This window comes from Mycobacterium tuberculosis H37Rv (genome assembly GCF_000195955.2).
Lineage (GTDB): Bacteria > Actinomycetota > Actinomycetes > Mycobacteriales > Mycobacteriaceae > Mycobacterium > Mycobacterium tuberculosis.
Genome location: NC_000962.3, coordinates 1,005,852 through 1,020,026, shown reverse-complemented (window position 1 = coordinate 1,020,026; position 14,175 = coordinate 1,005,852). Strand labels below are relative to the sequence as shown.

Genomic DNA, 14,175 nt, shown 5'->3' with positions numbered 1-14,175 from the left:
AATGCCTGGTGAGCGTGGCTATCCGACGGGCCGTTCACACCGCTTGTAGTAGCGTACGGCTATGGACGACGGTGTCTGGATTCTCGGCGGCTATCAGAGCGATTTTGCTCGCAACCTCAGCAAAGAGAACCGCGACTTCGCCGACCTGACTAGGGAGGTCGTCGACGGCACGCTCACCGCGGCCAAGGTGGACGCCGCCGACCTAGCCGCTGCGGGAGTCGTCCACGTCGCGAACGCCTTCGGCGAGATGTTCGCCCGTCAAGGCCACCTCGGCGCGATGCCGGCCACTGTCTGCGACGATCTCTGGGACACGCCGGCCACCCGGCACGAGGCCGCGTGCGCATCCGGCAGCGTGGCGACGCTCGCGGCGATGGCCGACCTGCGATCAGGCGCGTACCGTGTCGCGCTCGTCGTGGGCCTAGAGCTGGAGAAGACCGTGCCCGGCGACACCGCGGCCGAGCATCTGAGTGCCGCGGCCTGGACCGGGCACGAAGGAGCCGAGGCCCGCTACTTATGGCCGTCGATGTTCGCTCAGGTCGCCGACGAATACGACCGGCGATACGGTTTGGATGACACTCACCTGCGGGCCATCGCTCAACTCAACTTCGCCAACGCGCGCCGCAACCCCAACGCGCAGACCCGCGGCTGGACGATCCCCGACCCGATCACCGACGACGACGCGACCAACCCTCTTACCGAAGGCCGGCTGCGACGGTTTGATTGCAGCCAGATGACCGACGGCGGCGCGGGATTGGTCCTGGTCAGCGATGCCTATCTGCGCGACCATCGCGACGCGCGCCCGATCGGCCGCATCGACGGCTGGGGACATCGCACCGTCGGGTTGGGTCTGCGGCAGAAACTGGACCGCGTCGCCCAGGGCGACTCGGCCCCCTACCTACTGCCGCACGTGCGGGCCACAGTGCTGGACGCCCTGCGCCGCGCCCGGGTGACCCTCGACGATCTGGACGGGATCGAGGTGCACGACTGCTTCACCCCCAGCGAATACCTGGCCATCGATCACATCGGGTTGACCGGCCCCGGGGAATCTTGGAAGGCCATCGAGAACGGAGAGATCGAGATCGGCGGGCGGCTACCCATCAACCCCAGCGGAGGACTGATCGGTGGCGGACATCCGGTCGGGGCTTCCGGTGTGCGGATGCTGCTCGACGCGGCCAAACAGGTGAGCGGCATTGCCGGTGACTATCAGGTCGAGAACGCCGAAGCGTTCGGCACGCTGAATTTCGGTGGCAGCACGGCCACCACGGTCAGTTTCGTTGTCAGCACCACACGAGGATCGTGAAATGGACATCACGATTGTCGGCAAGTACTTGTCGACCCTTCCCGAAGACGACGACCACCCCTATCGCACCGGTCCGTGGCGACCACAGACCACCGAATGGGATGCCGACGACCTGACCACCGTGACAGGCGAAGTCCCCGCCGACCTGGACGGCATCTACCTGCGCAACACCGAGAACCCGCTACACCCGGCATTCGCGACCTACCACCCCTTCGATGGCGACGGCATGATCCATGTCGTCGGCTTCCGTGATGGAAAAGCCTTCTACCGCAACCGATTTATTCGCACCGATGGATTCTTGGCCGAGAACGAGGCCGGCGGGCCGCTGTGGCCGGGTCTGGCAGAACCGGTGCAACTGGCCAAGCGGGAACACGGCTGGGGCGCTCGTGGCCTCATGAAGGACGCGTCGAGCACCGACGTCATCGTCCACCGAGGTATCGCGCTGACTAGCTTCTACCAGTGCGGCGATCTGTATCGGATCGACCCGTACTCGGCCAATACGCTCGGCAAGGAGAGCTGGCACGGAAGGTTTCCGTTCGACTGGGGCGTGTCGGCACATCCGAAGGTAGACAACAAGACCGGCGAACTGTTGTTCTTCAACTACAGCAAGCAAGAGCCGTATATGCGCTACGGCGTTGTCGACCAGAACAATGAGCTTGTGCACTATGTCGATGTTCCGCTGCCCGGGCCGCGGCTACCGCATGACATGGCGTTCACCGAAAATTACGTAATCCTCAACGATTTTCCACTGTTCTGGGATCCCAGGCTGCTCGAGCGCGACGTGCACCTACCACGCTTCTATCCGGAGATTCCATCTCGGTTTGCGGTTGTTGCTCGCCGAGGCAACGACATTCGCTGGTTCGAAGCCGATCCAACGTTCGTGTTGCACTTCACCAACGCCTACGAGCAGGGCGACGAGATCGTGCTCGACGGCTTCTACGAAGGCGATCCGCAGCCACTTGACACCGGAGGAACGAAGTGGGAGAAGCTGTTTCGGTTCCTGGCTCTGGATCGGCTGCAGTCCCGGCTACATCGGTGGCGGCTCAATATGGTGACCGGGGCAGTCCACGAGGAGCAACTGTCCGAGTCCATCACCGAGTTCGGAACCATCAACGCCGATTACGCGGCCAGCAGCTACCGTTACACCTATGCCGCTACCGGCAAACCGAGTTGGTTCCTGTTCGACGGACTGGTTAAGCACGATCTGCTCACCGGCAACCACGAGTGTTACTCGTTCGGTGACGGCGTCTACGGAAGTGAGACCGCGATGGCTCCACGGGTGGGCAGCAGCGCCGAGGACGACGGCTATCTGGTCACCCTCACCACCGACATGAACGACGACGCATCGTATTGCCTGGTTTTCGACGCGGCGCGCCCCGGCGATGGCCCGATATGCAAGCTTGCACTGCCGGAACGTATTTCCAGCGGCACGCATTCGGCGTGGGTGCCGGGCGCCGAGTTGCGTCGCTGGGATCACGCAGAGTCGCCGGCGGCTGCCGTTGGGCTATGAATTGCACCGAGCCGGAAAATCCGCAGCAAAACTGCGAGTAGCGGCCTGCAGAAGTGCAGCCTCGGCGAAACGGAGTAGCGGTGGACAACGAAAAGCGCCGCCGAACAACGCACTGGCCCGAGGGATTGGCGTCAATCGGCCCCGCCCGTCGAACTTGGAAGAGACAGTGCGGTTCTACCGTGATCTGGTGGGAATGCTCGACCAGACCTTCGCCGAAAGCTACGGAAGCAACGGCGCGATATTCGGCCTTCCCAGCTCGAGCCTGACGCTGGAAATCGTCGAAACAGACCATCACGAACAGCTGTGCCGGTATTGCTCGGACAAGCGGGGGCAGCAAGCCGCACTTACTGGCCTGCAAGAGGTGGCGACCCAGCCGGTGGAACAACGCCCCCTTTGAGAAGCTACCGGAGCCGTCATCTATCGCGACCCGGATGGCCGCGAGGTTGTGTTTGCGCCTTTCGTGTACGGGGCTACCCAATCGGGAGCCAGCCCCGCACGGGGAAAACACGAGTTCCGCCGGGCTGAAATGTTCTACCGCACCACTTCACGATGGCGACGACGCCCAGGCGAAGCGGCCGACACCGCAGCCCACAACGAGCAACCCACCGCGCACACCCCGCCGGCGGCACCGAAGTACAGCCCGTATTCGGCTGACACGGGTGGGTTGACGTTGAGCTTGTAGTACCACACCGTGAGTGCCACGATGAGCAGCGAGACGACCAGCGCGGCAATCGAGGAAAGCTTCACCGACAGGCCGCGTCCCGCCATCGCGCCAACCACCAGCAGCGTCGAGGAAAGCAAGACGATGAGCTGACCCGGGCCGAACCCGTGCGGGAGCTCCAGGCTGCCGTGTGTGCCCCCAATGGCGTTGACCCAGCCTCCACCGCCGACGGTCGTCGTCAGCCAAGGCATCCAGGTGCTGGCCGCGATGACCGCGGCGGAAAGTGCCACGAGCCAACCAGGGCGCAGGCGGCGCGTCATGGTTGTGACACTAATACTGCGCATGGGCGGGTCGCCGCGCGCCACGCGGCAGCCCGATTCGCCATTACGCCTGCAGAGACGACAAATTGAAGACAACGCCCATCGGGTCGGCTGCCGCGGCCAATCGGCCATACGGGGTGTTCTCGGCGGCCCGCACCACACTTCCGCCGTTGTCGCAGATCACCCGCAACGTCTCGTCAACGTCCTCGGCACCAAAGAATATGGTCCAATTCGACGGAACGCCTTCGGGGAGACAGGAGCTGCCGTCCATCACACCGAGCAATTGCTGATCGTCGAACCATGCTGTGGTGTAGCAGAATTCGTCAGTGTCGGAAATCTGTTCGGTGCGCCACCCGAAGACCTGGCGGTAGAAGTCTATGACGGAACGGTAGTCGCGCGTCGTCAGCTGATGCCAGACGGGCGAGCCGGCTTCACCGATCACCTCGAAGCCGTGGTGCTGCAGCGGCTGCCACAGGCCGAAGGCCGCACCCGACGGATCGACCGCCAGGCTCATGAAGCCCTTGCCGGGTACTTCCATCGGGTCCAGGCACGACGAACCGCCCGCGGCAGCCAACTTGGCCACGGTCGCACCGATGTCGACGGTATGAAAGTAGGTGGCCCAGCCGTCGGGAGACTGAAACTCGGGCCGATTGGCCATCAGGCCGGCGACCGGGTGACCGCCCTTGGCGGCATTGATGTATCCGCCGTAGTCGGGTCCCGCGGACTCGAACGCCCAGCCGAACACCGTGCCGTAGAAATCTTGGGCACGGTCGACGTCCGAAGTCGTCAAGTCGATCCAGCAGGGTGCGCCCAGCGGCGCGCTACTACGAGTAGGCACGGATGACCTCCTAGTCTGTGTCGGGCCCTGGATCAGGGTTCACAGGTACCGACCGCCCCGGAGTCTGAAACTCATCGACACCGATCACGTTCGCCGGTCAGCCGGCAAACACCGTGACGAAGTTCTGCAGCGATTCGCGGATGTCGGCTCGCAATGCAGCGGCGACGATCATGCCGATCGGCCCGAGCAGGGCCGGGCCGCCGAGGTGCACATCGAAGCTGACGACGGAGCCGTGCTCTTTCGGCGCTACCTTAGCGATCAGCTTGACTTTGACACCACCCACACCGTCGCCGTTGAGCGTCATGCCCTCCGGGGGTTTGTACCGCACGATCGTCCACTTGATCCGGTTGGGCATGCCCTTGACCTCGACATACGACTCGACGACCGTGCCCTTCTCGAGCACTTCGGGCAACTTGCTGCGCCATACCTTGTGGATGGTCAGCCACTCTCGGTAACGAGTCAGATCGGAGGCGTGCATCCAGGCTTCCTCCGGTGGCAGCGGTACGTCGATGGATCCGGACAGTTTCGCCATGCGTGCTAGCTCTGCTGGTCGCTCATGCCGACGACGTTGCTGGCCGCGTCATGCAGCTTGTGGATGGCGTCAGAATAATTGCCTTGCGTCTGCTCGTCGACGAATTCGCCCGCTTTGTTGATCACCGTCTCGACCTTGTCGGCGTTCTGCGACAGCAGGTTCTTTACCTTGTCCAGGATTCCCATGCGTACCGTTTCTTGCCACGAGCTTGGCCCCAGTATCCTCTGGTGAACCCTACTTGTCGCGGTGCGGTTGACTGCAACCAGCCCTTAGAGCCGGTCGGGAAAAGCCCGAAAGCTGGCTGCCGGTGTTACCCACCCGCGAGAGCGGCGTCGAGCAGTGTGGTGTCGCTGCCCAGCCTGAGGCCTAGGGGGATCTCACCGATGTTGATTTCCCGGACCATGATGGGAGTAATCGCGGAGTCGGTCGGTGCTGTGGTCTCGATCGACAGACCGACGATATGCACCACCAACCATCCAACAGCTCACGGGCGGTCACCGGGGCCGCGCGGAGATCCGCTCTACCGAGTACGACACACCCCGCGCACGCGCTACCCACCGCTCAACACACGGCAAAATGTGCTGGGGCTTCTCCCAGCGCCTGATCGCCGCCTACGCCCACCCCGACCGGCGCCGCGGCAAGACCAGCCCTACCGAAGCCATCAATGGCCGCCTGGATGCACTACGCCGCAACGCCCTCGGATTGCCCGAACTGCGGGCGCTAATGCGCGGCGATTCGCGGTTATCGCCACACTCTCGGTTTCACACCGAGCATCCTGCTTCGGATCCACCACATCGCCTCAATGGTCGCCGCACCCACCACGCCAACCGCCAGCGCGATTGACGTCGTCGCCAGGTTCGAGGCATCCAGCAGGAACTTCTCCCGCGCCAGCGGAAGGCTGAAGATCACCACATAGGCCAGTCCGGAGGCAAGCACCAGCGCCAGTCGCCACCACTGATAGGGGCGTGCGATCACCGCCAGCACCCATAACGCGGTCATCAACAACGTGATCAGCGCAGCGGTCGACGCCTGTTCCTGCTCCTGCCACGAGGCGTAGCGACCCTGGTAAGCGGCCAGATAGGTGACGAAAGTCGCGACACCGATGACTAGTCCGAACGGCACCGCAGACGTCATAACTCGCCGAACGAAGCCCGGATAGGCCCGCTCGTTGTTGGGCGCCAAGGACAGGATGAACGCTGGGATCCCGATAGTGAACCAGGCCGCGATGGTGACGTGGATCGGCTGGAACGGGAACAACAGCGGATCACGCCGCAGCGGTATGGCAATTAAGCACTCAATACCCACCAGCAGCGCCAGCAACACGGAATACACCGTCTTAGTCAGGAATAGATTGGCGACCCGTTCGATATTGCCGATGACCCGACGCCCCTCGCCGACCACATGGGGCAGCGTGGCAAACCGGTTGTTCAGCAACACGATCTGTGCCACCGCACGCGAGGCCGGGCTGCCCGAGCCCATCGCCACACCGATATCAGCGTCCTTGAGGGCAAGCACGTCGTTGACGCCGTCGCCGGTCATCGCCACGGTATGCCCGTGTGATTGCAGAGCATGCACGATCGCACGCTTCTGGTCCGGCCGCACACGGCCAAAACTGGTGTAAGAGTCCAGTGTGTCGGCCAGTTCTTCGCGGCCCGTCGGCAGCGCACGCGCATCCATCGCCTCGCCATGCAGCCCGAGCCGGTCGGCGACCGCACCAACCGACACCGCGTTGTCACCGGAGATCACCTTGACCGAAACATTCTGAACAGCAAAATAATCCAGCGTTTCACGGGCGTCGGGCCGCACCTTCTGCTCCAGCACAACCAGCGCTACCGGGGTGACCTGACCCGGCGCTTGGGCATGGTCGACGGCCACACTGCCAGCAGCCAGCAGCAGCACCCGCAATCCCTGCGCTCCGATCCGCTCGGCCTGTCTGGCCGCCACCGAAGCCGGATCGAGCAGCACGTCGGGCGCGCCGATCACCCAGTTACCGTGATCGCGAAAGGAGACGCCGCTCCACTTGGTGGCCGACTTGAAAGGCGCGTTCGCGGCCACGACCCAGCCCGGCGGCGAGTGAAAGGCCTCGGCGATTGCCTGCATGCTCGCGTTGGGACGGGCGTCGGCGGCGGCCAGGGCGGCCAGCACATCGGCGACACTTTCCTGTCGACCAGCCCCGTCGAGCTCTTCGACCTCGCAGACCCGCATGCCACTTTCGGTCAGTGTGCCGGTCTTGTCGGCGCAGACCACGTCCACCCGCGCCAACCCCTCGATGGCGGGCAACTCTTGCACCAGGCATTGACGCTGGCCGAGCCTGACCACCCCGACGGCGAAGGCGATCGAGGTCATCAGCACCAGGCCTTCGGGAACCATCGGCACCAGCGCGCCCACCATCCGCAACACGGATTCCCGCCATCCCACGTGTGTGGTGAACAACTGGGTGTAGATGGTCAGCAGGCCGGCCGGCACCAACAAGTAAGTGATGAACTGCAGAATCCTGTTGATGCCGTTGCGCAATTCGGATTTCACCAGGGTGAACTTGCTGGCCTCGGCGGCCAGTTTGGCTGCATATGCTTCGCTGCCGACCTTGGTGGCGCGGTAGGCGCCGGCACCGGAGACGACGAAACTGCCCGACATCACGGTATCGCCAGCGTCTTTGGCAATCGGGTCGGCCTCGCCGGTCAGCAATGATTCGTCGATCTCCAAGTTTTCCTCCTCGACGACCTCGCCGTCGACGACAACCTGGTCCCCGGGCCCAAGTTCGATGATGTCGTCCAGCACCACCTCGTTGGTCGACCGCGTGCGCGTTCCGGATTGCCTGCGCACCAACGGTTTCGCCTGTCCGATGATCGCGAGTTTGTCCAGCGTCTGCTTGGCACGGATCTCCTGGACCATGCCGATGACGCTGTTGGCGATGATGAGCAGGCCGAACATCCCGTTGATCAACGAGCCCGTCGCCAAGACGATGAGCAGCAAAACGCCCAGAATCGCGTTGATCCGCGTGAATACGTTGGCCCGGACGATCTGCCCGACGGTGCGGGTGACCCGTTCCGGGATATCGTTGCTCTTGCCTTCGGCGACCCGTTGCGCCACTTCGGCATCGGTCAAACCGGCTGTCGCCGAAGCCGAACGGGTCATCGGGTAAACGTTCCCAGCTTGTCGGCGTCGTAGTATTCCAGGTTTAACGTGTCGCCGGCGAAGGTGGCCTTGGAAATCGATCCGGGCAATGCGTTTTCGGTCGACAACGTGAACGTGAAAGTGTCGCCGTCCCAGTGCGTCAAATCGAACGTCTGGTTCTTCGGCCCCAGCGACAGGCGCAGTTGGCCGTCGTGGTAGGTCACGGTGGCGGGCCCCCAGTAGTCGTTGGCGTACACGCCGACGTAGTCGTTCAGCGGTCTGCTCGGCGCTGGGTTGGCCGGGGATTGCTTGCCGACCAGCGAGCCCGCGAGCTCGTTCAGCGGGGCAAATGCCTTCTTGTACAGGGCCGCCCAGTCCTCGCGTACCTGGCCGTACTGCACCAAGTCCATGAATTCGGCGGTCAGCGTCTCCGGCACGCCGATGGGCCCGGCGTTGGTCAGCGCGATGATGGCCAGGTCTTCGGAGGGCAGCACCACGAAATTCGCCGCGGCACCCAGCCCGAAGGCGCCGGAATGGCTGTACTCGGTGCGTCCCGAAGAGGTTACCCCCACGTTGAATCCGTAGCCATAGAAGCTGGCCCGCGCTCTCGGTGACACCGGGTGTCGAGAGATCACCTGCGGCGTGTAGACGGGGAGCAGGGCCTCCGGCGACGTGATCCGACGGCCGTTGTACACGCCGTCGGCCAGCACCATGGCCAGCCAGTGCGTCATGTCGTTAAGAGACGAACTCACCCCGCCCGCAGGTGATTGGGCGTCGGGATCGCGCTGGTAGCGCGCCTCCCATCGGTCTGCGACCTTGACGTGGTTGACCGCATGGTTGGGCCTGGCCAGAAAGTCGGTGAACCGGGAACTCGTAGACCCCATCCCCAACGGGCGGTAGAGCACCTCGTCGGACAGGTCCTCCCAGGACTGGCCGGCCGCGGCCGCGACCGCTTCGGCCGCCGCGGTCACACCAAAGTTGGTGTAGGCATAGCTGATTCGAAACGGTGCCAGCGGCAGGTATTTCAGCCGCTGCAGTACCTGTCGACGGTCATAACCCAAATCCTCCAACAGATCGCCCGCATGGTCGGGCAGGCCGGAGCGATGCGAGTAGAGGTCAGCAATGGTTACCTGGCCGGTGACGTAGGGATCGCGAAGGGCAAACCACGGCAGCTTCGATACGACGGGCGTATCCCAGGTCACGACGTTGTCGGTTACCGCATGCGCCACCACCGTGGCGCCGACCGATTTGGACACCGACGCCAACTGAAAGACGGTGTCGGCGTCCACCTTGTTGTCCGGACCACCACCTTTGCCCACGTCTCTGACACCGAACCCTTTGGCATACAACGTCTTTCCGCCATGGACTATCGCCACTGCCATTCCGGGTATGCCGGTATTCTGCATCAGCTCGCCGACCAGGCCGTCGACCTTTGCCACGGCATCGTCGATGCGGCCAGCGGGGATCTGTATCGCTGACCTCTCATTGGGAGAGGCATCGGGCAACCCGGACGGCGGGCCAAGTGCCTGGTGCGTGGATCCGCAACCGTTAACGTCAGCAACATCACCATGGCGGCCGTTGCCGCTCGTTTGGTCATGGCCGCAGATAGTAGCCAACGCGGCCGGAACACTCGGTGGTTTGATCGCCTCGGCTCGCCCCCTAGCACCATTAGCCGGGCGCTGCGGGGAATTACAGCCGCCACCATGGGTGCAATCTCATGGGCCCGGTCGGGTCGACCCGCTGACCGGGTAGCGGCACGGCTACCGTGACGTGCTCGGGTTCAGCCGCCGCGAGCAGCCGCTCGACCGGCTCGCCCCACGGATGGGGGGCCAGCCGGAAGGTGCCCCAGTGCACCGGCACCAGCATTCCCGAGCCCGAATCGGTGACGTCCAGGTGCGCCCGGACCGCCTCCTCGGGGTTCATGTGGATGTCCGGCCACGCCGTGTTGTAGGCCCCGATGGGCAGCAGGGTCAGGTCGAACGGTCCGTGGTCCGCGCCGATCTGGGTGAAGCTCTTGGTGTATCCGGTATCACCGCCGAAGTAGGCGCGATGGTTCGGCCCAACAAACGCCCACGAGGCCCACAGTGTGGTGTTGCGGCTCAGGAACCGTCCCGAGAAGTGCCGTGCCGGCACGCAGACCACGGTGAGCTCATCGACCTGAGCGCTCTGGTTCCAGTCGAGCTCAACAATGCGATCCTGCGGAACACCCCACGACCGAAGGTGGGCGCCGACCCCGAGCGGCACAAGGAACGGGGCCCGTTGCATGCCGACCAGCGCAACCACGGTGTCGATATCGAGATGGTCGTAGTGGTCGTGGCTGATGACCACGGCGTCGACGGCCGGGAGAGCTGCCAGTTGCACCGGCGGCGGATGCAGGCGCTGGGGGCCGACGACGTCGGACGGTGAGCACCGATCGCTCCACACCGGATCGGTAAGCACCCGGTAGCCGTCGATTTCCAGCAGCGCCGTCGAGTGACCGAACCAGCTGACGGCGAGCCGGCTGGCGTCACCCCGGTAGATATTCGGCGAGGCCAACGGGATCGGCGCCGCCGGCCGGCTCGCACTGTGTCTGGCCACTAACTCCCACACGATGAGCCGAAGCTCCTCGCGATCCAGGGTGAACATCGACGCGGGATCCAGGTTGACGAAGGCGCCGTCACGATAGTTCGGCGATTGCTCCGACACAGCCCTGATCGACGCCGCGTCGGCACCGAGCGCGGCCGGCGTGCCGTGCAGCGCACGCAACAGCCACGTGCCGGCGGCCAGCGAGGCGGTGCCGGCCGCCAGTCGTAGCGCTCGGCGCACCATGACGGTTAAGCCCCTTGGAACTTCGGCGGCCGCTTTTCCATCCGGGCAACCTGCGCTTCGATGACATCCTGGCTGCCCCAGGCTTTGTCGAAGAGTTCCTTATGGGCCGGCCACGCTTCCTCGATAGCGCCGTCGTCGTTGAGCACCCGCTTGGCGTGCTGGATAGCCAGTGGTGCCAGCCTGGCGATCTCGGCGGCCCAGGCCTGGGCGTCGGCCAAAGTGCCAATGCGATTCGCCATTCCGGTGTGCAGTGCGATCTCGGCGGTCAGCTTTTCCGCGCTGAGCAGCATCGCGCGGGCACGTCCGTGCCCAACCAACGACGACAGCCGGCGGATGCTCCAGTTATCCAGGGCCAGACCGTATTTCGACGTCGGAAACTGGAAGAAGGCATCGGGCGCGACAACCCGCAGGTCGCATTGCATGGCAAGCTGCAAGCCGGCGCCGATGGCGGGACCGTTGATCGCGCCGACCACTGGCATCGGGGAGGCGTCCATCGCCTTGTGCAGCTCGATGAGCCGGTCGGGATAATCGGCGGCGAATGCGTCTCCGCTCAGGTCCGCGCCAGCGCAGAACGCGGTGCCTTGGCCGGTCAGCACGATCGCCCGAGCCGATCCATCCCCGGCTTTCCGGATGGCCTGCGTAAGCTCCTCGACCAGCTGGGAATTTAAGGCGTTGCGGCGCTCCGGGCGTTGCAGCTCAATGGTCAGCACGGCTTCTGCCTGGGTGATACCGATCATTGGGTCAGCCTATATAGCCTCATCGCGTGAGTCGTATCACGACCGACCAACTGCGGCACGCGGTGCTAGACCGGGGATCTTTCGTCAGCTGGGATAGCGAGCCGCTGGCGGTGCCGGTAGCCGACTCCTATGCGCGGGAGCTGGCCGCCGCTCGGGCGGCCACCGGCGCGGACGAATCGGTGCAGACCGGTGAGGGACGCGTATTCGGGCGGCGGGTGGCCGTGGTGGCCTGTGAGTTCGACTTCCTGGGCGGCTCGATTGGGGTGGCAGCGGCCGAACGGATCACCGCCGCCGTCGAGCGGGCGACCGCCGAGCGGCTGCCGCTACTGGCGTCACCAAGCTCGGGAGGCACCCGCATGCAAGAAGGCACGGTCGCGTTTCTGCAGATGGTGAAGATCGCTGCGGCCATCCAGCTGCACAACCAGGCGCGCCTGCCCTACCTGGTCTATTTGCGCCATCCGACCACGGGTGGAGTTTTCGCGTCGTGGGGCTCGCTGGGGCATCTCACCGTCGCCGAGCCGGGCGCCCTGATCGGCTTTCTGGGACCACGGGTCTATGAGTTGCTCTATGGCGACCCCTTCCCATCCGGCGTCCAAACCGCCGAGAATCTACGGCGGCATGGGATCATCGACGGCGTCGTTGCACTGGACCGGCTACGACCGATGCTGGATCGTGCGTTGACGGTGCTCATCGACGCTCCCGAACCGCTTCCGGCACCGCAGACGCCCGCGCCCGTACCCGATGTGCCCACGTGGGACTCGGTGGTGGCATCGCGCCGGCCGGACCGGCCGGGCGTCAGGCAGCTACTGCGACACGGCGCCACCGACCGGGTGTTGTTGTCAGGAACCGATCAAGGCGAAGCGGCGACCACGCTGCTGGCGCTGGCCCGCTTTGGCGGCCAACCCACGGTGGTCCTCGGCCAGCAAAGGGCAGTAGGCGGCGGGGGAAGCACTGTCGGGCCCGCTGCGTTACGCGAAGCCCGACGCGGGATGGCGCTCGCCGCCGAGCTGTGCCTGCCGCTGGTGCTGGTCATTGACGCGGCCGGACCCGCGTTGTCGGCCGCAGCCGAACAGGGCGGGCTGGCCGGCCAGATCGCGCATTGCCTGGCCGAGCTCGTCACGCTGGATACCCCGACCGTGTCGATCCTGCTGGGCCAGGGCAGCGGCGGGCCGGCGCTGGCGATGTTGCCCGCCGACCGGGTGCTGGCCGCACTCCACGGCTGGCTGGCGCCCTTGCCTCCCGAAGGAGCCAGCGCGATCGTGTTCCGAGACACTGCTCATGCCGCCGAACTCGCTGCCGCCCAAGGCATCCGGTCGGCCGACCTACTGAAGTCGGGGATTGTCGACACCATCGTGCCGGAGTACCCCGACGCCGCAGACGAGCCGATCGAGTTCGCCCTACGACTGTCGAACGCCATCGCCGCCGAAGTGCACGCGTTACGGAAGATACCGGCCCCGGAACGCCTCGCGACTCGGTTGCAACGCTACCGCCGGATCGGGTTGCCCCGCGACTAACCCGCGCGCACCCCGCGAGCAGACACAGAGTCGCACAAAATCGGCGGTTTTGATGCGACTCTGTGTCTGCTCGCCCAGCACGCGACCCGGCGGCTCACCCTCCCACCCTGCTGGACGGTAATCAGGCAAAATGGGCGGCATGGACACTGGTGTGACCTCACCTCGGGTGTTGGTCGTCGACGACGACTCCGATGTGCTCGCCTCGCTGGAACGCGGCTTACGGCTGTCCGGATTCGAGGTAGCGACCGCGGTGGACGGCGCCGAGGCCTTGCGCAGCGCCACCGAGAACCGGCCGGACGCGATCGTGCTCGACATCAACATGCCAGTGCTCGATGGAGTCAGCGTCGTGACGGCACTACGCGCGATGGACAACGACGTCCCGGTCTGTGTGCTATCCGCACGCAGCTCTGTCGATGACCGAGTGGCCGGATTGGAGGCCGGCGCCGACGATTACCTGGTGAAACCGTTCGTGCTGGCCGAGCTGGTGGCACGGGTGAAGGCGCTGCTGCGCCGCCGCGGCTCCACTGCAACGTCGTCCTCGGAAACCATCACGGTGGGCCCGCTGGAGGTGGACATCCCCGGCCGGCGGGCCCGGGTCAACGGCGTCGACGTCGACCTGACCAAGCGCGAATTCGACCTGCTCGCGGTGCTGGCCGAGCACAAGACCGCGGTGCTCTCCCGAGCGCAACTCCTGGAATTGGTGTGGGGCTACGACTTCGCCGCCGACACCAACGTGGTGGACGTCTTCATCGGGTACCTGCGGCGCAAACTGGAGGCCGGCGGTGGCCCTAGGCTGCTGCATACCGTCCGCGGAGTCGGATTCGTGCTGCGTATGCAGTGA

12 protein-coding genes are annotated in these 14,175 nt (G+C 64.8%); 4 read left to right on the top strand and 8 right to left on the bottom strand.

Annotated elements, in window-relative coordinates; genetic code table 11:
- Positions 1-61 precede the first annotated feature (61 nt).
- Both Rv0914c and Rv0913c read left to right on the top strand, forming a co-directional pair.
- On the top strand, positions 62-1,300 hold the full coding sequence (locus Rv0914c; RefSeq protein NP_215429.1) for a lipid carrier protein or keto acyl-CoA thiolase: 1,239 nt from the start codon (positions 62-64) through the stop codon (positions 1,298-1,300).
- A 1-nt stretch (position 1,301) separates the two neighbouring features.
- Positions 1,302-2,810: a dioxygenase gene (locus Rv0913c; protein NP_215428.1), complete on the top strand. Its 1,509-nt coding sequence runs from the start codon at positions 1,302-1,304 to the stop codon at positions 2,808-2,810.
- A gap of 531 nt (positions 2,811-3,341) precedes the next feature.
- On the opposite strand, the gene Rv0912 is transcribed toward Rv0913c, so the two are convergent.
- The 8 genes from Rv0912 to echA6 form a co-directional block, all read right to left on the bottom strand.
- Positions 3,342-3,791, bottom strand: coding sequence for a transmembrane protein (locus Rv0912; protein ID NP_215427.1), 450 nt, complete (start codon positions 3,789-3,791; stop codon positions 3,342-3,344).
- 64 nt (positions 3,792-3,855) lie between these two features.
- Entirely contained in the window at positions 3,856-4,629 is a 774-nt protein-coding gene (locus Rv0911; RefSeq protein ID NP_215426.1) for a hypothetical protein, read from the bottom strand.
- A gap of 97 nt (positions 4,630-4,726) precedes the next feature.
- Positions 4,727-5,161, bottom strand: coding sequence for a toxin (locus Rv0910; RefSeq protein ID NP_215425.1), 435 nt, complete (start codon positions 5,159-5,161; stop codon positions 4,727-4,729).
- Positions 5,162-5,166: 5 nt separating this feature from the next.
- Positions 5,167-5,346, bottom strand: a complete 180-nt coding sequence (locus tag Rv0909; protein NP_215424.1) for an antitoxin — start codon at positions 5,344-5,346, stop codon at positions 5,167-5,169.
- A gap of 556 nt (positions 5,347-5,902) precedes the next feature.
- Complete coding sequence (gene ctpE, locus Rv0908) at positions 5,903-8,296, bottom strand: metal cation transporter ATPase E (protein ID NP_215423.1); 2,394 nt, start codon at positions 8,294-8,296, stop codon at positions 5,903-5,905.
- Positions 8,293-9,891, bottom strand: a complete 1,599-nt coding sequence (locus tag Rv0907) for a hypothetical protein (RefSeq protein ID NP_215422.1) — start codon at positions 9,889-9,891, stop codon at positions 8,293-8,295. Before Rv0907 ends, ctpE begins: the two co-directional genes overlap by 4 nt.
- A gap of 73 nt (positions 9,892-9,964) precedes the next feature.
- On the bottom strand, positions 9,965-11,083 hold the full coding sequence (locus tag Rv0906; RefSeq protein ID NP_215421.1) for a hypothetical protein: 1,119 nt from the start codon (positions 11,081-11,083) through the stop codon (positions 9,965-9,967).
- A 5-nt stretch (positions 11,084-11,088) separates the two neighbouring features.
- Complete coding sequence (gene echA6 / locus Rv0905; protein ID NP_215420.1) at positions 11,089-11,820, bottom strand: enoyl-CoA hydratase EchA6; 732 nt, start codon at positions 11,818-11,820, stop codon at positions 11,089-11,091.
- 26 nt (positions 11,821-11,846) lie between these two features.
- On the opposite strand from echA6, the gene accD3 reads away from it, so the two are divergent.
- Entirely contained in the window at positions 11,847-13,334 is a 1,488-nt protein-coding gene (gene accD3, locus Rv0904c) for an acetyl-CoAcarboxylase carboxyl transferase subunit beta (RefSeq protein ID NP_215419.1), read from the top strand.
- 130 nt (positions 13,335-13,464) lie between these two features.
- On the top strand, positions 13,465-14,175 hold the full coding sequence (prrA, locus tag Rv0903c) for a two component transcriptional regulator PrrA (protein ID NP_215418.1): 711 nt from the start codon (positions 13,465-13,467) through the stop codon (positions 14,173-14,175).